This is a genomic window from Marivita sp., assembly GCF_017643905.1.
In the GTDB taxonomy this organism is placed as follows: Bacteria; Pseudomonadota; Alphaproteobacteria; order Rhodobacterales; family Rhodobacteraceae; genus Marivita.
In genome coordinates this window covers 1-21,900 of record NZ_JAEPMO010000005.1, presented here as the reverse complement: position 1 = coordinate 21,900, position 21,900 = coordinate 1, and the positions used below count along the sequence as shown (strand labels likewise).

At 61.6% G+C, this 21,900-nt stretch carries 24 protein-coding genes and 1 tRNA gene; 13 read left to right on the top strand and 12 right to left on the bottom strand.

The genetic code is table 11. The features are described 5' to 3' along the window. Positions 1 to 1,098 carry a redox-regulated ATPase YchF gene (gene ychF, locus JJ869_RS01425; RefSeq protein ID WP_292264190.1) on the top strand — a complete coding sequence of 366 codons (1,098 nt, stop codon included), beginning with the start codon at positions 1 to 3 and terminating at the stop codon, positions 1,096 to 1,098. Positions 1,099 to 1,115: 17 nt separating this feature from the next. Here the strand turns inward: ychF and JJ869_RS01420 are convergent, their stop codons facing one another. Together JJ869_RS01420 and JJ869_RS01415 are read right to left on the bottom strand one after the other, a co-directional pair. Beyond that, entirely contained in the window at positions 1,116 to 1,769 is a 654-nt protein-coding gene (locus tag JJ869_RS01420; protein WP_292264189.1) for a hypothetical protein, read from the bottom strand. Next, a complete protein-coding gene (locus JJ869_RS01415; protein WP_292264188.1) occupies positions 1,766 to 2,248 on the bottom strand; it encodes a hypothetical protein in 483 nt (160 codons plus the stop codon). The genes JJ869_RS01420 and JJ869_RS01415 overlap by 4 nt, the downstream gene beginning before the upstream one ends. A gap of 189 nt (positions 2,249 to 2,437) precedes the next feature. Between JJ869_RS01415 and JJ869_RS01410 the strand changes: the two genes are divergently transcribed. After that, a tRNA-Ser gene (locus JJ869_RS01410) sits at positions 2,438 to 2,527 on the top strand. Between the two features lie 297 nt (positions 2,528 to 2,824). Here the strand turns inward: JJ869_RS01410 and JJ869_RS01405 are convergent. The 9 genes from JJ869_RS01405 to JJ869_RS01365 all read right to left on the bottom strand — a co-directional run bounded on the left by JJ869_RS01405 (position 2,825) and on the right by JJ869_RS01365 (position 13,368). Continuing rightward, positions 2,825 to 3,787 (bottom strand): hypothetical protein, encoded by a 963-nt coding sequence (locus JJ869_RS01405; RefSeq protein WP_292264187.1) that lies wholly within the window; start codon positions 3,785 to 3,787, stop codon positions 2,825 to 2,827. 2 nt (positions 3,788 to 3,789) lie between these two features. After that, the gene (locus tag JJ869_RS01400; protein WP_292264186.1) at positions 3,790 to 6,753 is read right to left on the bottom strand and encodes an HsdR family type I site-specific deoxyribonuclease; all 2,964 of its coding nucleotides are present in this window, start codon (positions 6,751 to 6,753) and stop codon (positions 3,790 to 3,792) included. Beyond that, positions 6,750 to 7,901, bottom strand: a complete 1,152-nt coding sequence (locus JJ869_RS01395; protein ID WP_292264185.1) for a hypothetical protein — start codon at positions 7,899 to 7,901, stop codon at positions 6,750 to 6,752. The genes JJ869_RS01400 and JJ869_RS01395 overlap by 4 nt, the downstream gene beginning before the upstream one ends. A gap of 31 nt (positions 7,902 to 7,932) precedes the next feature. Continuing rightward, positions 7,933 to 9,432 (bottom strand): class I SAM-dependent DNA methyltransferase, encoded by a 1,500-nt coding sequence (locus JJ869_RS01390; RefSeq protein ID WP_292264184.1) that lies wholly within the window; start codon positions 9,430 to 9,432, stop codon positions 7,933 to 7,935. Further along, positions 9,429 to 10,940 (bottom strand): class I SAM-dependent DNA methyltransferase, encoded by a 1,512-nt coding sequence (locus JJ869_RS01385; protein WP_292264183.1) that lies wholly within the window; start codon positions 10,938 to 10,940, stop codon positions 9,429 to 9,431. The genes JJ869_RS01390 and JJ869_RS01385 overlap by 4 nt, the downstream gene beginning before the upstream one ends. Further along, entirely contained in the window at positions 10,937 to 11,134 is a 198-nt protein-coding gene (locus tag JJ869_RS01380) for a type II toxin-antitoxin system Phd/YefM family antitoxin (protein WP_100651825.1), read from the bottom strand. The genes JJ869_RS01385 and JJ869_RS01380 overlap by 4 nt, the downstream gene beginning before the upstream one ends. A 91-nt stretch (positions 11,135 to 11,225) precedes the next feature. Next, the gene (locus JJ869_RS01375) at positions 11,226 to 11,615 is read right to left on the bottom strand and encodes a hypothetical protein (RefSeq protein WP_292264182.1); all 390 of its coding nucleotides are present in this window, start codon (positions 11,613 to 11,615) and stop codon (positions 11,226 to 11,228) included. Continuing rightward, positions 11,612 to 12,922 (bottom strand): recombinase family protein, encoded by a 1,311-nt coding sequence (locus JJ869_RS01370; protein ID WP_292264181.1) that lies wholly within the window; start codon positions 12,920 to 12,922, stop codon positions 11,612 to 11,614. The genes JJ869_RS01375 and JJ869_RS01370 overlap by 4 nt, the downstream gene beginning before the upstream one ends. Then, positions 12,919 to 13,368 carry a DUF2924 domain-containing protein gene (locus JJ869_RS01365; protein ID WP_292264180.1) on the bottom strand — a complete coding sequence of 150 codons (450 nt, stop codon included), beginning with the start codon at positions 13,366 to 13,368 and terminating at the stop codon, positions 12,919 to 12,921. Before JJ869_RS01365 ends, JJ869_RS01370 begins: the two co-directional genes overlap by 4 nt. A gap of 337 nt (positions 13,369 to 13,705) precedes the next feature. Between JJ869_RS01365 and JJ869_RS01360 the strand changes: the two genes are divergently transcribed. Both JJ869_RS01360 and JJ869_RS01355 read left to right on the top strand, forming a co-directional pair. After that, a complete protein-coding gene (locus JJ869_RS01360; RefSeq protein ID WP_292264179.1) occupies positions 13,706 to 14,947 on the top strand; it encodes a hypothetical protein in 1,242 nt (413 codons plus the stop codon). Next, positions 14,907 to 15,857 carry a hypothetical protein gene (locus JJ869_RS01355; RefSeq protein ID WP_292264178.1) on the top strand — a complete coding sequence of 317 codons (951 nt, stop codon included), beginning with the start codon at positions 14,907 to 14,909 and terminating at the stop codon, positions 15,855 to 15,857. The genes JJ869_RS01360 and JJ869_RS01355 overlap by 41 nt, the downstream gene beginning before the upstream one ends. A gap of 81 nt (positions 15,858 to 15,938) precedes the next feature. Here JJ869_RS01355 and JJ869_RS01350 read toward each other — a convergent pair whose 3' ends face one another. Continuing rightward, positions 15,939 to 16,628: an HNH endonuclease gene (locus tag JJ869_RS01350; RefSeq protein ID WP_292264177.1), complete on the bottom strand. Its 690-nt coding sequence runs from the start codon at positions 16,626 to 16,628 to the stop codon at positions 15,939 to 15,941. A gap of 336 nt (positions 16,629 to 16,964) precedes the next feature. Here JJ869_RS01350 and JJ869_RS01345 point away from each other — a divergent pair, with 336 nt between their 5' ends. From JJ869_RS01345 to JJ869_RS01305, 9 genes are all read left to right on the top strand, one after another. After that, positions 16,965 to 17,558 (top strand): sigma factor, encoded by a 594-nt coding sequence (locus JJ869_RS01345; RefSeq protein WP_292264176.1) that lies wholly within the window; start codon positions 16,965 to 16,967, stop codon positions 17,556 to 17,558. 28 nt (positions 17,559 to 17,586) lie between these two features. After that, a complete protein-coding gene (locus tag JJ869_RS01340) occupies positions 17,587 to 17,922 on the top strand; it encodes a hypothetical protein (RefSeq protein ID WP_292264175.1) in 336 nt (111 codons plus the stop codon). 26 nt (positions 17,923 to 17,948) lie between these two features. Then, positions 17,949 to 18,434, top strand: a complete 486-nt coding sequence (locus JJ869_RS01335) for a hypothetical protein (RefSeq protein WP_292264174.1) — start codon at positions 17,949 to 17,951, stop codon at positions 18,432 to 18,434. Between the two features lie 105 nt (positions 18,435 to 18,539). Then, a complete protein-coding gene (locus tag JJ869_RS01330; RefSeq protein WP_292264173.1) occupies positions 18,540 to 19,403 on the top strand; it encodes an ATP-binding protein in 864 nt (287 codons plus the stop codon). Positions 19,404 to 19,422: 19 nt separating this feature from the next. After that, positions 19,423 to 20,142 carry a hypothetical protein gene (locus JJ869_RS01325; RefSeq protein ID WP_292264172.1) on the top strand — a complete coding sequence of 240 codons (720 nt, stop codon included), beginning with the start codon at positions 19,423 to 19,425 and terminating at the stop codon, positions 20,140 to 20,142. 4 nt (positions 20,143 to 20,146) lie between these two features. Further along, positions 20,147 to 20,374 (top strand): hypothetical protein, encoded by a 228-nt coding sequence (locus JJ869_RS01320; protein WP_292264171.1) that lies wholly within the window; start codon positions 20,147 to 20,149, stop codon positions 20,372 to 20,374. A 197-nt stretch (positions 20,375 to 20,571) separates the two neighbouring features. Next, a complete protein-coding gene (locus JJ869_RS01315) occupies positions 20,572 to 20,799 on the top strand; it encodes a DUF6511 domain-containing protein (protein ID WP_292264170.1) in 228 nt (75 codons plus the stop codon). Positions 20,800 to 20,809: 10 nt separating this feature from the next. Further along, positions 20,810 to 21,607: a hypothetical protein gene (locus JJ869_RS01310; RefSeq protein ID WP_292264169.1), complete on the top strand. Its 798-nt coding sequence runs from the start codon at positions 20,810 to 20,812 to the stop codon at positions 21,605 to 21,607. Continuing rightward, complete coding sequence (locus JJ869_RS01305) at positions 21,604 to 21,777, top strand: hypothetical protein (protein WP_292264168.1); 174 nt, start codon at positions 21,604 to 21,606, stop codon at positions 21,775 to 21,777. The genes JJ869_RS01310 and JJ869_RS01305 overlap by 4 nt, the downstream gene beginning before the upstream one ends. The last annotated feature ends 123 nt before the right edge of the window (positions 21,778 to 21,900 follow it).

Here is a 21,900-nt window from a genome sequence, read left to right as displayed (position 1 = left end):
ATGGGCTTCAAGGTGGGAATCGTGGGTTTGCCGAACGTGGGCAAATCGACCCTTTTCAACGCGCTCACCAAGACCGCAGCGGCGCAGGCGGCGAACTTTCCGTTCTGCACGATCGAGCCGAATGTTGGCGATGTGGCGGTGCCTGACGCGCGGCTGGATACGCTGGCCGGGATTGCCAAGTCCAAGCAGATCATCCCGACGCGGATCACCTTTGTGGACATCGCGGGCCTCGTGAAGGGGGCCTCCAAGGGCGAAGGTCTGGGCAACCAGTTCCTTGCCAACATCCGCGAGGTGGACGCCATCGCCCATGTGCTGCGCTGTTTCGAAGACGGCGATGTGGTGCATGTGGATGGCCGGGTCGATCCCGTGGCTGATGCCGAGACAATTGAGACCGAGCTGATGCTTGCGGACATCGAAAGCCTTGAGAAACGGCTACAGAACATCGTCCGCAAGGTGCGCGGCGGTGACAAGGACGCCGTTCAGCAGGAACGCCTGATGCGCGCTGCCTTGGCCGCGCTGGAAGAGGGCAAACCTGCCCGCACCGTGTCGGTTGACGATGAGGACCGCAAGGCGTGGGACATGCTGCAACTGCTGACCACGAAGCCCGTGCTTTACGTCTGCAACGTGTCCGAGGCGGACGCAGCCGACGGCAACGCGATGTCCAATGCTGTGGGCGAAATGGCCGCCGCTCAAGGCAACAGCCATGTGGTGATTTCTGCCCAGATCGAGGAAGAGATCAGCCAGTTGGACGCCGACGAGGCGCAGGAATTCCTGTCCGAAATGGGCCTTGAAGAAGCCGGCCTCGACCGCGTGATCCGTGCAGGCTACCAGCTTTTGCAGCTTGAGACCTATTTCACCGTCGGCCCGAAAGAAGCCCGCGCCTGGACCATCTCCAAAGGCACGCTCGCGCCTCAGGCGGCAGGTGTGATCCACGGGGACTTCGAGAAGGGCTTCATCCGCGCCGAAACCATTGCCTATGACGATTACGTCACGCTGGGTGGTGAAAACCCCGCCAAAGAAGCGGGCAAGATGCGGGCAGAAGGCAAGAGCTACATCGTCAAGGATGGCGACGTTCTGCACTTCCTCTTCAACACGTAAGCCAAACCCGCGCTGCGCTAGAACCCCAACACCATAATGGCAATCGGCACCGGGGAGACCGCGATGGCGATGGCGATGAAGGTCTGAACCGGCGCGAAGATGCCGCTCATCCCGGCCATCATCATGATGCCGCCGCCACCCCCGATCACGGCATTGCCGGGGGTGTTCACCAGCAAGGCGAGCGCGATATAGCGATGCCGCACGGCAAGGCTGACGGTCATCGGCGGTGATCCGTCCAGCAAGAGGGTCAAGCGGTCTGTCGGGGGCAGGGCGGCGGCGCGCCCGATCAGGTCAGCCGCCTTGCGCATTCGAAATAGTGACAGAATCCACACCAGTGTCGTGCCCGGCAAAACGCGCCCCAGAAGGTAGGCCAGCACCGTCGCCGCATAGACCAGCGGCGCAATCGCCGCGCCGAAGATGGTCAGCATCGCGAGTCCGATTTCGGCCCCCGGCACAAAGGGCATCGCGAGCAGGCCGATATAGGCAAGAGAGCCCAGCATCAGCAGACGGTGCATCTGCTCTTCATTATTGGGCATGATGGTGAGGTTCAGCGCATCCTTCAGAAGATGCGAGCCCCATGTGGCCAGAACGACAATGATCAAAAGCCCTGCCAAACGCAGGATAATCCCCCTGGTGGTCAGCCCAACCGGCGTCGGTTCAGGAGGCGTCACCCGGAGACAGAGCCTTCGGTGGCTGGCAAGCGCGATCCTTGAGCCGTGCCGGTGATCTGATGCGTCCAGTACCAGCGGCGGGTCGTCCAGCTCATCTCGACTGTGATCTCACCATCCGTGATCTGCCCATGCCACACCACCCGGTGCGGTGCTGTTGGGCAGGTGGCAACGGTGGTGAAATGGATCACATCTCCGTCGACCCATGTCTGGTAATCGGAAAAGCCGAAGTTGCAGTATGTTTCGCAATCCATCGACATGAACGCACCGTCCTTGAAGACGAGCGTATCGGTCTCTCCCTCGGTGCCGTTGTCGAGCACCGCCTGAATATAAAAGGACGCGCCATCCAGTTCATTGCCCGGTGTCCAAGCCAGCTCCGGCACGGTCATGTCCGGGATATCTTCGTTCATGACGGACACCGCTGCGGCCCCGGTACCGAGCGTAATGCAGGCAATGGCGGCGGCCTGGGTGAGGGGTGTCACACCGAGCTCTCCAGCAATGGCAGGATTAGACTTGACCCGAACGTAACCCGGTTCTGGTGCCATGCAAAGAAAAGACGCGCCTCACATGTCGAATGTGTCAGGGCAGGCCTGCATTTTGCGCAGAATTTGTCATGCCCCACGTGTGATTTGGCCTTGTCCCCGCCTGCACGCTTCCTTAAACGGGTCGGCGGAGACGTGGCCGAGTGGTCGAAGGCGCTCCCCTGCTAAGGGAGTAGGCGGGAAACCGTCTCGAGGGTTCGAATCCCTTCGTCTCCGCCACTTGCCCTTGCGAAAGCGTTCTCCCGATCCGGCCGCGGCCGGATTTTTCCGTTGTTTTCGAGGGTTATGCGGGTGGAGCTGAGCCCTGGCCGCTGCGCCAAGGGGCTCGGAAGCGGTCTCTCAGGGCCGATATTCTCTGGACCTGTTGCCTTCGTCATTTCGGTGAAGTTTTTACAAGCACCTGATAAAACAAGGCTTTATGAGGTGTCCCGCTAAACACTTCGATTTCAGGGGCATTTGCCGCGTGGAACAGAAATCGAACTTTGCCGGGTGGCGACAGTGAAGAACCCGGATGAGCTACTCGCGCATGACCTTGTCCATTCGCCATGCGCAGTATGAACACATGCCCGCGTCATAGTTGAATTCGTCTGGATTGAACTCCTCTCCGCACATTGAACATGTCAGATCAGCGCCCGGGCAGAGGACGCAACCTTCTCCGTTCACCCAGCTTTCACGATGGCATTCGGGACAGGTTGTGACTGGCGGTTCTCCGCCGTCCGTCATGGCGATGTATGCGTCGCTTGCCACAGACTCGCCGATTGCAGCCTCGAAAACATCCTCACGATCCAATGCCTCGCCGCACTCCGCGCAATCGATCTCCATTGCCTTGAAGCTCTGGTTGTCGGGATCAATCTGCCGAACCAGAGAGGATCCACAATTCGAGCACCTGAGTTCTGTGACCGCTTCAACGAGGGTCTCAAACTCCCAGTTCATGTTCCGGAACGATTCAGTGCATCTCACCTGCTGCTGATCAAAAACATCTTTATTCTCAAGAAGTGACTTCCAGACACCATCTCTGAAGAGGTGTGCGGGCTCTTCCTGAAGGTGCCCCACCAACAGCTGCTCGATGACTGGCATGGCCGAAGCAAGAGCTTCTTTCGCAATCGCAGGTTTCACCGTCATGAACAGATGCTCGACATCATTTCTGATCCGAGCAAGCTCCTGGAGCTTTGACCAGTCGAGATTGAGCCCCAGCTCCTTGAAACGCTCCTCGATCTGTTGTCGGTCAACCGTGTTCCGGTGTGGCTTCTTAGGCACCATGAGAACGCGGCCATCTATCTTTCGCGGAACGAGATCCTTGTAGATCAGTGAGCCGTCTGTTCCTGGCGGCGACTCGTTCCAAAGCACCTGTTTGCATAGCAGCAGGACGCCGGCGTAAAGGTTCCGGATGGCGGACAGCACACGACGCTCGTCGCCTGTCTGGTAGTCCTCAACTCCGAGCTCGATCGAAAGCACCGCGTTGTCGAGCAACTCCTTCATGTTCAGTAATACTCGCGAATGTAGCCGTATGCCTTCTCGAACAGCTCGGCGTCCTGATGCAGCTTGAAGCGGAAGAGGGTCTGGCGAAGCGCTTTCTTGACCTCGCGTTCACCCGCGTGCGTGGCTTGCCAGCCGTCGAACCTGACCGCGCACACGATCTCGTCGATATCGTCCACGACCCGCTTGACCATCACGGGCGTGTCGCCGTTCCGTGCGTCCTCGAACAGCTCGGTCAACGCCGCCTTGCCCCGGTCGATGTCCTCTTCCTCTGGCGTCTCGCGCTCGGTCTTCACCACGTCTTTTGCCAGCGCCAGAAGCTCCTTCAGGAAGTCGATCGACAGCAGAAGACCCTGCTGATGCCGGTTCTTCAGGTCCTCCAGGCGCTCGCCTAGCGCCTTAAACTTGGGATTGCCCGCATGCTTCCGTAGGCGGCCCGCCAGCTTGACCGAGATTTCCTTGGCCTTCTTTTCGGGGTCCGGATTGCCGAGGACGGCCTCCAGCAGCTCGGCATCCAGAACCAGCGTGTCGAGATCATCCCGCACCGCATCGACGTGGAGGTTTTCGTGAATCAGCTCGATGGTCTTGGCGCCCAGCCGATGCCAAAGCAGCCGCCCTGTGCCGCTGGAGGGTTTCAGCGACTCGTAGACCTGCGCCAGCCAGCGATAGTCGGTCTCGTACTGCGTCAGCACCGGATCAGGCGACAGCGCCTCCCATATGCGCGCCAGAACGCTGAAATCGGCCGCAAAGGCGTCGCGCCAGTCGTTGTTCGGGATACATTCCTGCGCGGCGATCAGGCCCTCGTAGCCAGTCAGGCTCCGGTCTACGCCCGCGAAATAGGCGAGGCACTTCTGCAGCGCGGTCGGCAGGGCGTTGATCAGCTCGGCGATGTTCGACACCGCCTTTTGCACGCCCTCCTCGTCGAATTTCAGCGCCTGCGCCACGTCGTCGAAGATGCCGAGGTAGTCGACGATCAGGCCATGCGTCTTCTGCTCGCCATAGGGACGGTTCGTCCGGCAGATCGCCTGCAAGAGCGTGTGGTCGCGCAGCGGCTTGTCCAGATACATGGTCTGCAGGATCGGCGCATCGAAGCCGGTCAGCAGCTTTGACGTCACGATGATGATCTTCAGCGGGTCCTTCGGGTCGCGGAACCGGTCGAGCAGCTTCTCCTCGGCATCGCGGTCGCGCTTGAAGGCCGCATATTCGGGCTCGCCGCTGTTAACCGAGATCACCACGTCGGAAACCTCGGGCGGCAGGTGGCGGTCGAGTTCCTGCTTGTAGAGCAGACAACTCTCACGGTCGAAGGTCACCACCTGCGCGCCAAAGCCGTTCGGGGCGACCTTCTCCTGGAAGTGCTTGGCGATGTCGCCGCAAATCGCGCGAATGCGTTCGGGCGCCTTGACCAGGATCGACATCTTGGCCGCCGCCTTGCCCAGCCGATCCCGGTCTTCGTCCGTCAGGCCCTGCGTCAGCTCGGCATAGGCCTCCTCGATGGCCTTCTGATCGATGTGCAGGTCCACCAGGCGCGGCTCGAAATGCAGCTCCTTCGTCGCCCCGTCGCGGATGGAGTCGTTCAGGCCGTAGCGGCTCATGTAGCCGCCTTCGTCGGTATCGGCACCGAAGGCGTAGAAGGTGTTCTTGTCGGCGCGGTTGATGGGCGTGCCGGTCAGGCCGAACAGGAAGGCGTTGGGCAGGGCGTCGCGCATCTTGCGGCCCAGATCGCCTTCCTGCGTGCGGTGCGCCTCGTCCACCAGCACGATGATGTTGTCGCGGGCGTTCAGAACGCCCTCGGCCTCTCCAAACAAGTGGATGTTGGTAATCGCAACCTTCCGCGCGTCGCTTTCAAGCAGGTATTGAAGATCCTTTCGCTTTTCTGGCCGCACCAGATTTGCCATATCGGCAGCATAAAACGTGCCCGCGATCTGGCTGTTCAGGTCGATGCGGTCCACCACGATCAGCACCGTGGGGTTCTTCAGCGCCGGGTGCAGCCTCAGCTTGCGCGCGGCGAACAGCATCAGCAGCGACTTACCCGATCCCTGGAAATGCCAGATCAGCCCCTTGCGCGGCTGGCCTGCCACGACGCGCGCGACGATCTTGTTGACGCCGTCCACCTGCTGATAGCGGGCGATGATCTTGATGCGGTGCTTGCCCTTCTGCGTCGCGAATGCGGTGAAGCTGTCGAGCATGTCGAGCACCATCGCCGGGCGCAGCATCGAGGTGGCGGCCTTTTCCACCTCGCCCAGCGATTGCTTGCCGTCACCGTCGCGCCAGGGGCCCCACATGTCGACCGGCATCCGGACCGAGCCATAGCGGAACTCCTTGCCCTCGGTCGCGACTGAGAAGACGTTGGGCACGAACAGCTCCGGCACGTTTTTCTCATAGTCGTCATGGACCTGGATGGCGGCGTCGAGCCAGCTTTGGCTGGACCGCACCGGCGTCTTGGCCTCGATCAGGACCAGCGGAATGCCGTTGACCAGCAGCACCAGATCGGCGCGCTTTTCGGTCTTGCCCGCCCGGATGGTGAACTGCTGGGTGATGACGAAGCTGTTATTCTCGATTTCATCGAAATCGATCAGGCGGATGGTGACGTGTTCGCCATTCGCGCCAAAGGGCATCGACCGTTCGCCCAGTGCCCAGGCGGAAAATTCCTCGTTCGCCTTCACCAGCCCGTCGGACCGCGCGCCCATGACGATGGCGCGCAGGCGGTAGAGCACGTCATCGGCCCGGCCGGTGTTGGTGGCGATATCGGGGTTCAGGCGGATAAGGGCGTCGCGCAGGTGCGGTTCGACCAGCACCTCTTGCGGCTGGCGGGGAAGGTCGGCGGGGGCGACGTAATGCCAACCGAGGCCCGCGATCCTGCCACCAATCCGCGCGAGGCCGATGGCGGGCTGCGCCGGGCGGGCCGAGGCCGCGCCCGCGAGAAGGTCGCGCAGATGGGCTTCGACGGTGTTGGACTCGTTGAAGGTCATGCACTCACCCCAGTTTCAGAAAAGACACCTTCACGAATCCTGATATGGGCATCCTGCGCATTCCGAAGCCTATTTGCAGCATTTGCTAAGGCATCGGCCAGAAGTGAAATCCGAGCGCAGATTTCATCTTGTTGTTCGACGGATGGGACTGGCACAGGGACAGGGTTTAGGTGCTTGTGATTTAGCTGCGGAACAGAAGTTGTGTCAGCAAAGCGCCAGAGCCCAATCCCTTTGTAGAACCACATCAGATATTCAGCGGACACCTTCTCAACTCGAGGCTCAAGCGCCATCAAGTTCGGATCCAAAGCCGCCGGGTGAGTTAGTATTCCGATCTTGTTCAGAAAGATTGATGCCCCGCGTTTGGGGAAAACGACCGTTCCGGGCTGAAACACTCGAATACCCGGATTTGCTTTGATCGAGAACTTCACCTCAGCATGCGCGAGCTTTCTATGGTCGCTGTTCCGGTTGAAGTCAGCGACTTTGAAAAAGAGCGTGTCACCAGCATCATCAGGAATGGGTTCTCCATTTCCGCTTCGCGTGTGGTAAATTCGTTCCCCTTTCTCTACCTGAAAGCGTCCTTTGTACCCCTGATTCATGGAGAAGCCACGAATCTCAATTGTCTCAAGGATAAGCGCATCGAGAAGAACTGCGGCTTGTCCGTGCAGCACATAAAGGTGGTCAAGGTTGGTTGCAGAAGCGCTCAGCGCCTCCACCAACCGCGCCTGCTCCTGGATCGGCGGCAGCAAGAACTCGAAGCTGGCGAGGCTGGTCCAGTTGGTGCGCGGCGACAGCGACCCCGCCGAGGTGCCGACGGCGTGATCGAAGAAGGCGTCGGTCTGGCACAGGAACGGCAGCAGTTCGGGCATCAACCGGTCATTCGCCGGTTCCAACACATAGATGTCGCCGGAACAGACCCCGTCGAAATCCGCCACCGCCACTTTGCGCTGATAGGCACGTCGCTTCCCGAACAGAACCTGCCCGGGCTTGAACAGCGTGGTGAAGGTCGTGCCATCGGCCACGTCGCCCCAGCGCCGGATGCGCAGGTCGCCGGGCTCGATATGCTCCAGCCCCACGACCCGTTCGATCCCGGCAGCCTCGGGGTCAGCCACACGCGCTTTCGACAGGCGGACCACGTCGCCGAAGGCCACGCGCGTCCACCCCGTCTTGGAAATCGGCCGCTCAAGCATCGGCGTCCTCCGCAGGCGTCAGGCCATCGAGCATGTCCACCAGCGCGTCCATGCCCGTCCAGAAGTCGCGCCCTTCCTCGTCAAACGCCGCCCAGGTTGCCGCCAGCGTGGCGCCGCCCGACACCGCCGCCTTGGGCCGTTTCACATAGCGGGCAATCGACAGGTTGCCGTCGGCCGCCAGCACATCGGCTACATCCGCCACCGCGGCGAAGCCGGGATCATCCGCAAAGGCGTGATAGGCCGACAGGATGCGCGCCTGATGCTCGGGCCGCAGAAAGCTTTGCGCCCGCTCGCGCGCAATCTCGGCCACGGCATCGATGAACAGGATGCGTCCCTTGCGCGCCTCGGGCTTCTGCGACCGGCAGATCACCACACAGGCCTCCATCGGTGAGTTGTAGAACAGGCCCGGCCCCAGCCCCAGCACGCATTCGACCCGGTCGGATTCGACCAGCCTGCGCCGCATCTCGGCCTCCTCGTTGCGGAACAGCACGCCATGCGGGAACAGGATCGCGCAGCGCCCGGTCTTGGGGTGCATCGACGACAGGATGTGCTGGAAGAAAGCGTAATCCGCCCGCCCCTGCGGCGGGGTGCCAAGGAAGTTGCGGCCCCAGGCATCCTGCTCCCACGCGCCGCGGTTCCATTTCTTGATGGAATAGGGCGGGTTGGCCAGGACCACGTCGAAGGTGCGCAGCCGGTCGCCCTGCACGAAGGCGGGCGTGGCCAGCGTGTTGCCGCTGGCGATGTGGAAATCGTCCACGCCATGGATGACCAGGTTCATCCGCGCGATGGCGGCGGTGATCGTGATCAGCTCCTGCCCGTAAAGGCCGGTTGTGCGGATGTCGCCCCCGCGCCGCTTCACCTCTGCGAGGCAGGAGATCAGCATGCCGCCGGTGCCGCAGGTCGGGTCATAGATGCTTTCGCCCGGCTGGGGCTCCAGCATCTGCGCCATCAGGTGAACAAGGGTGCGGTTGGTGTAGAACTCCTGCGCGGTGTGGCCGCTGTCGTCGGCGAACTTCTTGATCAGGTATTCGTAGCCGTTGCCAAGCTCGTCCTCGGGCACGGCGGCGAGGGTCAGGTCGTGCTTCGAGAAATGCTCGATCAGGTTCTTCAGCGTGCTGTCGGGTGTCTGGGCCTTGTCGGTCCAGTTCGCGTTGCCGAAGACGCCCTGAAGGCGGTCGGGGTTAGCAGCCTCGATCGCGAGGAAGGCCGACAGCAGCGCCCGGCCGACATCGCGGGGTGCGGCGCGCACGTCATTCCAATGCGCATCTTCGGGGATCACGAAGCGGTCGTTGGCCGTGTCGGTGGCGTAGCCCTCGTCGCCGGTTTCATCGAGGGCGTCCTGGTAATCCCCGTCCCAGACGTCGGACAGACGTTTGAAGAACAACAGCGGGAAGATGTACTGCTTGTAGTCGCTGGCATCGATTAGCCCGCGCAACAGCGTGGCGGCGCCCCAGAGATAGCTTTCGAGTTCACGTTGGGTCAGCCCGCTCATTGCAGCCACCCCCCTTCGACCAGCACCTTGCGCAGGTGATCCTCGGCCGCCCGAGCGTCGGCCAGCGCTGTCTTGAACGCCTCGACGGCTTCGGGGAGCGGCGGAATGTCCTGGCCGATGGGCGGCAGGACGTAGCGCGAGATATTCAGCGTCCAGCCTTCCTTCTTGATCTCGTCCAGCGTCGCCACCTTGGCACGATCCTCGACATCCTCGAATGCGCGGTACCAGGCGACGATCTGGTCGCTGTGCTCCTGATCGAGGAAGTTCTGCGCCCGGCCTTTGCGGAACAGGCTTGAGGCGTCGATGATCAATACCTTGTTCTTGCGCGCTTCGGGCTTCTTGCGGCGCAGGATGACGACACACCCAGCCAGCTGCGTCCCGTAGAACAGGTTCGGCGCCAGGCCGATGACCGCCTCGACCATGTCTATTTCCAGCAGGGCCTGACGGATCGAACCTTCGGCCGACTTCCGGAACAGCGCGCCTTGCGGCAGTACGACGGCCATGCGGCTGTTTCCGGTCAGCGCCATGGATGCGATCATGTGCTGGACGAAGGCGTAGTCGCCATAGCTTTCGGGCGGGATCCCGTAATGGGCCCGGCTCCAGGGGTCGGCCTCCCACAGGTCACGCCCCCATTCCTTCAGCGAGAACGGCGGGTTCGCGATGACACAGTCGAAGGTGGCGAGGCCACCCGTGCTGGAGTCCGTGAAGGCCGGATTCCGCAACGTGTCCTCACGGGCCACCTGGAAGTCCTCGATCCCGTGCAGGACAAGGTTCATCCGGGCGATCGCGGCCGTGGTCAGGTTCTTCTCCTGGCCGTAGATCTTGCCGTAGAAGGTGCGCGGATCGCCGCCCTTGCGCATCACATGCTCGATAGCCCCGAGCAGCATACCGCCCGTGCCGCAGGCGGGGTCGTAGATGCTTTCACTTTCCTTGGGGTCGAGGATTTCGACCATCATGCGCACGACGCTACGCGGCGTGTAGAACTCGCCCGCCTTGTTGCGGCGGGTGACGTCGGCAAACTTGCCCACCAAATATTCGTAGGCGTCGCCCAGCACGTCGGTGCTGACGGTGGTGTTGCCGAGCCCGATCTCAGAGAACCCCTCTATCAGATCCTTCAGCAACTCGTCGGAGAACTTCTCCTTGTTGCCCCAGTCCGCCGAACCGAATACGCGGAACAGCGTGTCCGGATTGGCCCGCTCGATCTCCTGCATGGCCTTCTGGAGTGCCGCGCCGACGTTGGCCGGAACTTCTCTGATGTCGTTCCAGTGACAGCCTTCAGGCAGCACGAAACGGTGCACCTCCGGAAACAGGGAGGGGTCCGCTTCGCCATAGATCTCCCGAGCCTCAGCCGTCTCTTCGTCCCAGACGTCGGAGATGCGCTTGAAGAACAGCAAAGGAAGAATGTAACCCTTCCAATCCGTCCGATCGACAGCGGAGCCGCGAAGAGTATTCGCGGCGTCCCACATCGCAGATTTCAATTGCAGACCATTGTTCAACGAATCGTTCATTCTTCACTCTGAGCGCCACCGGGGGCTTTGGGGGCTGCGCCGGCCTCGACCGCCTTCAGCCGTTCATATTCCTCGACGGCCAACACGACGACGACAGTCCGCCCGTGCTTGGCCACCGCCACCGGCTCGGCTCGGGCGAGATCGATCAACCGTCCGAAGCCGTACTTCGCGTCTTTCGCGCTCAGGGTCTGCATTCCGACTCCCCGCCTATGCCTTCATCACTTTTGGCCAATTTGGCCCAATGAAGCAATAGCAGCAGTGGCGTGAGATTGTGCAGCGAGGTGATCAGGTGCCGGAGAAGATGTTCTTCTGCTCGATCCAGCTGATCGGGAACGGGTCCATAAGTCGCGCAAGCTTAACGGCATTGCCCTGTCGTCCGTCGAGAACCGCCTCAATGATGCCAGGCTCAAGCTGCGTCAGGCGCAGGATGCGCGTCATATAGGACGTCGCGATCCCCTCCCGTTCGGCCAGTTCGGCGATGGTAGCGAACTCACCCGACTCGAGCATCCGCTTCCAGCGGAAGGCGCGGGCCAGCGCCTTGACCAGCGTGTTGTCCGCCTTGCGGTCTGGACGGAAACCATCGGGCAGTTGCATTTCCTTGCGCCCGCCGCGCTTCACGACGCGGAACGGCACGTGGAGCGTCACCGTCTCGGGGATCGGCGACGCGCGGGTCACGCCGCTTCTCCGACGCCCCCAGCCAGCATCTCGCGAGCGAGGCTGCTGAGTCCGTCGACGCGGAGCCCGACGTTGAGCCCGTCCGTGCCTATGTCGACACGCTCGACCAACAGCGCCACAATGCGTGCCTGTTCCGCGGGGAAGAGTTCGTCCCAAAGCGGGTCGATCTGCTGCAGGGCCGCGCGGGCGTCGGCCTCGGAGATGTCGTCGGCGTGGGCACGTGCCGCCTTCCACGTCCCCGCAACGATCTCGGGCTGGCGGAGCACGGCGCGGAGTTGGTCTATGACAGCGCACCCGATCGCGCCCGCGGGCACGCGGCCGACCGGACACGCACCAGCACCATGCTTCAGCACGGTCTGGCTGACGTAGTAACGGTACAGCCGCCCGCCCTTGTGGGTGTGCGTCGGCGAGAAGGCGGCGCCATCGGGACCGAACAGCAGCCCCTTCAGCAGCGCGGGCGTGTCTGATCTCGTCCGGGCGGCACGCTTGCGCGGGCTCTCCCGCAGGATGGCATGGACACGGTCCCACGTCTCGCGATCGATGATGGCGTCGTGCTCGCCGGGATAGCTCTCGCCTTTGTGGACCGCCTCGCCGAGGTAGGCACGGTTGTTCAGCAAGCGATAGAGGTACTTCTTGTCGATCCGGTTGCCACGCGGCGTGCGGATGCCGCGCTTCGCGACCTCGCGCGCCAGTTCTGTGCAGGACCCAATCTCGAGGAAGTGGGCGAAGATCCAACGCACATGCGTGGCGGCCTCGTCGTCGACCACCAGTTTCCGGTTCTCGACGCGGTAGCCGAAGGGCGGCACGCCACCCATCCACATGCCCTTCCTGCGGCTGGCGGCGACCTTGTCGCGGATACGCTCGGCTGTCACCTCGCGTTCGAACTGGGCGAAGGACAGCAGGATGTTCAGCGTCAGCCGCCCCATGGACGTGGTCGTGTTGAATTGCTGGGTGACGGAGACGAAGGTCACGCCATGCTGATCAAAAACCTCGACCAGCTTGGCGAAGTCCGCCAGCGAACGGCTGAGCCGATCGATCTTGTAGACAACGATCACGTCGACCAAACCGTCCTCAACATCTTGCATAAGGCGCTTCAGGCCGGGCCGCTCCAGCGTGCCGCCGGAAATGCCGCCATCGTCATATTGGTCGCGGACCAGCACCCAACCCTCTGATTTCTGGCTGGCAATGTAAGCCTCGCAGGCTTCGCGCTGCGCATGCAGGCTGTTGAACTCCTGCTCTAGCCCGGCCTCATTGCTTTTGCGTGTGTAGATGGCACAGCGCAGTTTCCGCGTGATGGGTTTGGTCATGTCTGCCTCCGTGATTTCAGGCCGAAGAACACCCAGCCGTTCCAGCGTGTGCCGGTGATGGCGCGCGCGATGGCGGATAGCGACTTGTAAGGCCGCCCCTGCCATTCGAACCCGTCCACGGTGACCGTGACGACGTGCTCAACGCCCTGCCATTCACGAAGCAACCGCGTGCCTGCAATCGGGTGGAAATCTGCACGGATACGGCTTTTCTTGCGGTCACCGCCGTCGAGTTCCTCACCCAGCCGTTCCAACCGCCGGATCGTCTCCGGCTTGAGCCCGCCATAGGCGAGTTCCTGGATGCGGTACGCCAGCCGGCTTTCGAGGTAGCGCCGGTTGAAGGGTGGCGGTTCGCTGTCGAACAGCTCGCGCCATTGATCTTTCAGCTCCTTGGTGGGGGTGGATTTCAGCGCGGCGAGGCGCGCGGGGATAGGATCGTGGTTTGTCATGCGGTTCTCCGGTGAGTCGGAGTTGCATGAACGCTCTGGTTGGCTGAGTTGTGTAGCGAACTTTCTCCATATGGCTCAGAGAGTTGGGGTATTTCGCGCTGGTGCAGACGGATCAGGCCGAGGGCCAGAAGGGCGCAGAGTTCAGCTCTGCGCTCGTTGGGCGACATCAAGTCAGCGGGCAGGGGATTGGGGCGTTTCATGGGGGCTTCGGAGCAGTCTTCTCCCTGAGCCTCTACTCATCATTGTCGGAAAGCGTCCCATCCGATCCCACGCAGATTGAAAATTCGCCAAAAAGAACGTATCAAGAACGCTGATTTTGCAGGAAAGGGGATTCGTGGTGGCCGGTAATTTGAAGAAGTTTGTGAACCCCCGGTTTATCAAGACCATTGATCTCGCCCTGATGAAGCCACTGCTGGCGCGGCATGAGGGCAAGTACAGAGGCTTTTCCGTCGACCTGCTGGACCAAGAGGAGGACGCCGCCCGCGAGGCGCTGCAGGTGCTGCTGACCGGTGCCGAGGACAGCTACCCCGAGGGGCTGCGAGGTGATTTGCACCGGATCGCGGAACTGGGCGATGCCCGCGGCCTCGAGATCATCCAAGCGCAGGCTGCCCGTCAGGGCGTCGACCTGTTCCCCGACATGAAGACCGGTGACGAGGACGCGCCGAATAAGGCGCATGATCCCAAGCACATCGCCGTCCGCGTGTATTTAGAGCATCCCGACCTGTTTGATGCGGCTGCTGACCATATGGCGATGCTCACGGCCGACCGCCTTCACGAATATGCAGGGCGGGAACGGGGCGTTGCGATCGACCTGACGGAGGAGAAGGTCGAGGCATTCCGGACGGCCGTTGCCGCGCTCTTCCGTGACGCGTTTCTCGGGGATTACTGCCGGGTGGGGGACTACGACGACGATGACGAGATCAACCTCGTGGTAAGCCACGGCTCTATGGTGTCGACTATGCCGGTCGTTGAGGGCCAGGTCGAACGGGTCATCAGCGTGCGACAGATATCCCATGCGGTGCTGCGATACTCCGAGAACACCGGCATGCTGCGACTGGCCCGCATCCGGAAGGGCCATCAGCCCGAGGTCGCGGAACTCTTCGCCTCGATCATACTTGGCAGGCCCGGCTTCTTTGACGGCGACGCTGCGCAGGACCTCTATACCCTGCTCCCCGTCGAACTGGCCGGACCGGGTTTCGCCTTCGATACCGCCTACGATCCACTGATCGACAAAGTGCTGATCATCGAGGCGGCTGCCGACTTGATGGCGCCCGGCAAGAAGGGGTATTCCCGTGTCGTGCGCACATTGCGGTCGCGGGATCTCGGCGGAGACGCGCTCCAGCATTTCGGCAGCACGCCGGTCTCGTTCGGTGGTGCCTGGCGGCTGGGCGAGCTCGTGTTCCGGGTCCTGTTCAAGGGCGACGGCAAGCGCCAGCCGCAGGTCACGGTCAAGCTGCGGCCCCCGGGCGTCGTGCAGTTCCGCCGCACCCAGCATGAGGTGCGGGTGATGAAGCTGATCGAACGGAACGGGCTGATGAATGACCGAGACGATTTTGAGGTTGTTGACGCGGCTGAGTGAGGCTGGTGACGACGCAATCCTGCCCGGCCAGCTTGCGGCGCCATACTTCGGCCCGGTCTTCGACCGATTACTTGCGAAACGTGTCCTCGTCGAACAGGCGCCACTTACCGATTGGGACGTCTGCGACGCCTGTGAGTGCGGGCTCCCGTGTCGGTCGATCCGGAAAGCCGGTGATGCATTTCGGGCCGAGTGCCCCCTGGACCGCCGAAACGACGTCGATCTCACTGAGGATGATTTGCGCGTGTTCCACATCGGCGCTGAGGGGTTGGCATCAGTGATAGGCGCCGCAGCCGGGTTCGCTGCAGGCCCGAAGCGCCCTGCGGAGAATGTCTGGCGGCTCGGCGATACGCCATTGGGGCGCGCAGTGTATCTCGCATTGGAGCCCGCAGCCTTGTCTGGCGACGGCATCATTGCATCCTTGCGCCAGTCCGCGCGGGGTTCGGACATCACGATCCTCGCACCGGCGTTGCCAGCGGAGACTGCCCGGCGACATCATGATGCGGGCTTTCATCTCATCGCAACCCTTGAGGTGCTGACGCCTGCCACAAATGGCCTTGGCGCCAGGATCGACATCGCGGCTCTGGCACCGGTCCCGCTGGCGCCCGTGCTTCGTGTGCGAAAGGCAACGGCCGAGGTTCAATGGAATGGTCGCTCCGTCATTCTGTCGCGTCAGATTTTCCCCGTGTTCGAACGTTTACTCGAAAAGGCGCAGTCGCGCGACCACGTCGCCTCTGGACCATATTTAGAAGGCACGACGGCGCGCGAGGCCAAGGATCTGATCCGTGAGCTGCGTGACGCTTTAAAGGCTGCCGGGTTTACCGATGCCGAGAGCAAGACCCTGATCGTGACGGTGCGCAACTGGGGTTATCGGCTCGGCGTGCAAGCATCAGATATCGTGGTCGACGGTTGAAAACGTAACCGGCTGCGTCTCACGCGCGTCCTTCCTTGCGTCCGCTTTCGTCAGTTGGAGTCGGGTCGGTTCAGCTCGCATTTAGCCGATAATTTCCATTCGCTCTCGCAATGCCGCCGCCAGCTTCGCTGCTCCATCGATCCCGGCGATGACCGGCTTGAGGTTCAGACCATGATATTGGCCGTATTCCTCACGCACGGCATCAGCCACCGAGAGTTTCCACGAGGTAGGATCGATCATGATGGCGCCAGCGTCGAAGAGCCTGTGCAAGTCGGCGCGAAGAGGGATGCCATTCCATCCTTCATCGCCGCCGCTGCTGGACACAGGCAGAACGTGTGCGGCTTCCAACGCCATTAGTGTCTCGCATCCTGTCACGACACAGCGCGCGCCAAACATTTCAAAGACGGCGCGGCGAAACCGGGCTTGGCCTGGGCGTTCCCAAACTTCGGCGAGGCGACGCTGTCGCTCAGTCGCGTTTTCCGCCTCGTCCTCGGGGCTGTCGATCAACTGGAACCCCAAATTCTCGAAGTATTTCCTGAAATCATTCGTGCTGGGATTATCGGTCATAGGGTTGCCGGCAATCTCGTTTGCCAGACGTCCTAGCGGTTTTACCGGGTAGGCCGCGCCTTCGTGCATCAGAAAACCCGTGCTCGACCGGCGCTTCTGTCCGTTTGGCTTGGGATAGCTTTCATATAGCCATTCCTGCCCTTTGGTCTTTGCCAAACCGATCGCTTCCGTGGCGTGCTCCCGGTCAAAAATTAGGTCCGCCATCGTCGAGCACGCCTCCGTCGCTGTGAACGATCATGGAATTTATCACGGTACTCTCAAGTCGCACAATCATCAACAGCTCGCGATCGAAGCACAGTATTCACCGCGGTGATCCAACATCAACAGCAGATCGCATGAGCGCGTTATCTATGCGTGATTTTGCGCTTTTTAGTTTTAGCGGCCGCTATGTAGTTTGCCGCGGCAATTCTATTCTCACCGGGCTAACAAAAACAGTGCGGCCCACCAAACCCCCACTTTATTCCCACCCCATTCCCACCTGCGCACCGACCGTATCCGGCATCTTGGGCTCATCAGAAACGATGACCGAGGTGCACAGCGATGCAGATCGAAATTTCTCCCGACGACATTGAAACCGTCATCCGTGAGGCCGATGCGGCGGCGCAAAGGCTGCGGCGAAAGCTATGTCTGCCGGTCTACGAGCGCGAGGATCTGGGCCAGGACCTTCTGGTCGATCTTTTGCGCCGCTTGCCCGGTTACGACCCCGCGCGCGGCAGCATTGGCGCCTTCGCCAACATCGTCCTGCGCAACCAGTCTTCACGGATCGCGATGCGGTACCATCGGCAGCGCCGTGCACAGGGTGGGCCGCTGCTTTCGCTCGATGTGCCGCTGTCCGGAGCTCGCGAGCCGGTCGGTGACACGCTGACTGAGGATGATGGGCTTTCCGCCTGGCACGGCCAGACCTGCTGCGCTGTTGCTGTCACCGAACTTCAACATGCCCTGCAGTCAGCGCTCGCGCAGCTGCCGGCCGAGGATCGCCGTTTCTGCGCGGCGCTGGCGCATCGCCCCGTCACGGCGCTCGCGGCCGAGGGTTTCGGCAGCCGATCCGCGCTCTACCGCCGCGTTTCCGATCTCCGTCACGTCCTCACCGCCTACGGGCTCGGTCCCGCCTGGGACGATCTCGCCGTGGTGTGAGTAGAGGCAAAAGGAGGAGATCGTTTTCATGGCCAACAACCCCTTTATTACGGTCCGCGCCAGCCGACCGCTGTCAGAAATCGAGTTCTGTGCTTGGGTGGCGCAGGCCATACCAGGCGACCGTCTGGAATATCACCGCGGCTATCTCGCGGTGGATGCCGACAAGGTCACGTCAGATTTGGACCCGAATGCCCGCACGGAGCTGGCGTGTCTACGCGACCGTGCCTTCTGGAGCGAAACGGCGGGCCTCGTTCACCTCGTCCAGCAACGGCTGGGGCTAGACCGCTTTGCCTATCTGGCCATCGCCCGACCCAAGACATCCCGCACGGCAAGAGCTGTCGCGCAGCTGGCGGAAGCTGCCTGACCCATACCCCCCAGAAAGGAGACCCAATGACCTATCCTCAAAACATCCCGAGCGCGGATGACATGCTCAAGATGCCGATGGGCGAGTTGGCGCAGATGCCGGTCGCGTTGCTGGCCGCCCTTCAAGGCGAACTTGACCATGCCGGCAAGCAGCTGAAGGCCGCCACCGCGCGCTTCAACACAGCCCTTGAGGTCCGCTACGCCACGCGCGCCGCGGAGGCCCGTCGTGCCTGTGGCAAGGACACCGGTACGGTTCGACTTGTTGATGGCGATTATACGGTGGTGGCTGATCTGCCCAAGCGCATCGAGTGGGATCAGGAGAAGCTGGCGCAGATTGCACGGAGCATCTCCGACAGCGGTGACGATCCGGCCGAATTCATCGACACCAAGCTGACCGTCTCGGAGCGCAAATACACTGCGCTGCCCGAGGCCTGGCGCAAGGGGTTCGAGCCCGCGCGAACGGTCGGCTCCGGTAAGGCCAGCTTCAAACTCGAGCCGGTCAAAGCACCCTGAATACGGCGGTGGGGACGCCCTGACCGAAAGGCAGGGCAGGCTCCCCTTCGGCGCCCGGTCACCCCCTGCCGCCGTTGATTTTTCACCCAACCAAAGGAGCGCGCCATGGCATTGCGCATCATCACCGCTGACGAACGATTGTCGGCATCCGAAAACAAGACTTCGCTGGCGGTATTCGGCCCGCCGGGCGTGGGGAAAACCACGCTGATCAAGACGCTGCCCGCAGACAAGGCGGTGTGTTTCGATCTCGAGGCTGGCATGAAATCCGTTCAGGACTGGCGCGGGCCCAGCATCCCGATCCGCAGCTTTCCCGATTTTCGGGATCTTGTGATCCTGATCGGAGGCCCGGATCCAGCGCAGCACCCAGGCAGTTATTATGGTCTGGAATATCACGCCCATGTGCAGCGCGAATATGCCGAAAGCAGGCTGGAAGCCTTTCTCAAAGACCGCTCGATCATTTTCGTTGACAGCATCACCGATCTGACACGTCAGGCGATGGCCTATGCCAAACAGCAGCCGGAGGCGTTTTCGGACCGCACGGGCAAGCCGGATGTGCGCGGTGCTTACGGTCTTTTGGGCCGCGAGGTGATTCAGGCTCTCAAGCACCTGCAACATGCGCGCGGCAAGACCGTCATATTTGTCGGCGTCCTGGAAAAGGTCACCGATGAGTACGGAGCGTCGTCCTGGGTGCCGCAAATGGAAGGCACCAAAGCGGGCCGTGAATTACCGGGCATCGTCGATCAGGTCATCTCCATGCAGCTTTTTGGCAAGGATGTGGACGACGCGTGGACGCTCGATGTGACATCCACGGACCGTCGCCTTGTATGTAAATCCGGCAATCCTTGGGGCCTTCCGGCCAAGGATCGCTCGGGCCGCCTCGACATGACCGAGCCGCCGGACCTCGCAGCGCTGCTGGCCAAGATTGACGGCCGCTCGGCATCGACCCCTCCCACTTCATCCCCAGTCTGAACAGAAAAGGACATATCCCATGAGTTTTGATTTGAATGACGCGGGCCCACAAATGGCCCCGATGGGCGAGCTGATCCCCGATGGCACGTTTGCCAAGGTGATGATGAAACTCCGCCCCGGTGGAGCAAATGGCGCCAGTGAAATGGATGCAGGGCTGCTGAAAGCCTCGCCGCACAGCGATGCGAAGATGCTCGACTGTGAATTTACCGTGACCGAGGGCCCCTATGCTCGGCGCAAGTTCTGGCAGAACTTCACAGTTGCGGGCGGCAAGCTCGACGAAAAGGGCCAATCGAAGGGCTGGAACATCTCGAAAAGCACGTTCCGGGCGATGATCGACAGTGCACTTGGCCTCAAACCTGATGATTTGAGCGAGTCGGCTCGTTCCAAGCGAGTGATCGCCGGGCTCAAGCAGCTTGACGGCATCACATTTGCTGCGCGGATCATGGTTGAGGCCCCGGACAACCCGAACTACCGCGACAGCAACAAGATCGCGAACGTGGTGCTGCCAAATGAGCCGGCCTACGCCGCGATCATGCGGGGGGAAATCGTCCCTCCTGAGCCGGTAAATGCGCCGCCGCGTAAATCATTGGCGGCGGTGCCGGCAGCTTGGAACGCACAAGCGCCTGCCCAGACGGGCTGGTCCAACGCGCCACAGCAGGCCCCGGCCGCGCAAGCGCAGCCTGGCGCGCCCACATCGGCGGCAACACGCGGTGGCGCTCCGGCCTGGCTGAACAGCTGAGCCCATGACCCCGGATGAATGGCAGGCGCATGTCACGCGCGAAGCGGCAAAGGATATCGGTAAATGGCTCGAGGCCCGCGGAAGACTGGACCGGCCCATCGCAAGCCTGCGGCTCACGGATCTCGACGCCATGGCCTCGGTGGCCATCAGCCGTTTCGTCGTCCTGGCTTCCGTCAAGATACGGGAGAAACCGGCGGCGCATCCGGAGCTCGAAAACTTGCTGATGGGGTGAGTGGCGTCACGGAAACCCTCCGAGGGAGGGTTTCAGCCGCGAACGTGCGGAGCCCAGACATCTGCGCGCTTTGCAGCCGAGAAGCCCGGGGCTTCGGTTTCTGCCTGCGCCTTAAGTGGTCGCAGTTCCCGTTCCACAAATTCTGTTCGCGCCGGTGCCAAGATATCGGCGCGGACCTCGCCAAGAGGAGACAAGGAATGATCGATAAAACTGCCCGCGAGGCACAGGCCATCCGCGATGCCCGCAAGGATTTTGCGGAAGCATTGACGGCGCTTGGTCTGATGGCCCCGTTTTTTGACCGCACCGCGGCCGAGATTGACCAGCTGATTGAGGCAGCGGTCACCGGCTACATCGACAGCATGCAGACCCAAGGCGCACAGCCGGAACGCGATGGTCACCTGCCTGAAGACCCTATTCCATTTTGAGGTATTCCCCATGATTGATCTGAACCATGGGTCTGGCGTGCACTACACGACATCGCGCCCCACGCCCGACATCACCACGGCTCTCAGCGATGTGATCGATATCGGCCTTGGCGCCCGACAGCGCAGCGAGCGTCCGCGTCGCTATGTCAGCTCTTCTGGCCTTGGCCGCGCCTGCATGCGGCAGATTCAGTATGATTATCTGGCCGTGCCCAAAGACGAAGGTCAGGACTTCGCGCCCAAAACCCTACGTATTTTTGAGGCGGGCCATCGCGGCGAGGAGATGGTGGCCAGCTGGATGCGCCTTGCGGGGTTTGATCTGCGCACCGAGCGTGACGATGGACGACAGTTTGGCTTCACGGTCTTGGGCGGGAGATTCAAGGGCCATATTGACGGCTGTATCGTCAGCGGCCCGGTCGCGATGTCCTATCCCGCACTTTGGGAAACCAAGGCGCTCGGGGTGTCGAGTTGGAAGGACACGGTCAAACGCGGGGTTGTCGTTTCAAAGCCTGTCTACGCGGCGCAGATCGCGCTCTACCAGGCCTATCTGGACCTGCCCAATCCGGCGCTCTTCACCGCGCTCAATCGCGACACGATGGAAATCTACGCGGAACTGGTGCCGTTCGATGTGGTGCTTGCCCAGCAGATGAGCGATCGCGCTGTCGCTGTGGTACAGGCATCGGATGCACAGGAAGTGCTACCGCGCGAGGTGGCTGAGCCTACCTCCGTGGTCTGCAAAGGGGGTATGGCTGCGGGCCATTGGCATCCACCCTGTGCCTGGGCGCAGCGGTGCTGGAGGGCAAAGTCATGATCCCCTATGGCTATGAGTTCAAACGGTTGGCATCGCAACTGCGCCTCAAATCCACCTATGGCTTCTTCCTGGAGGGTCTTGAGGCAGCACCGGTTTATTATTTCGCTGATCAGGCTGCATTTGACAGTGATGAGCTTGAGGCTCTCGGTCGGCTGATTAGTCCGTCCTGAACAACGCCCAAGCTGTTGATAATGAATGAATAAACTGTGATTCCTGTAGCCATTTCCCGCAGGGTTTTGTATTATTGCATTGAAAACCCTGCAATTTGGTCTTGCCATGAAGCACCGTAGTCG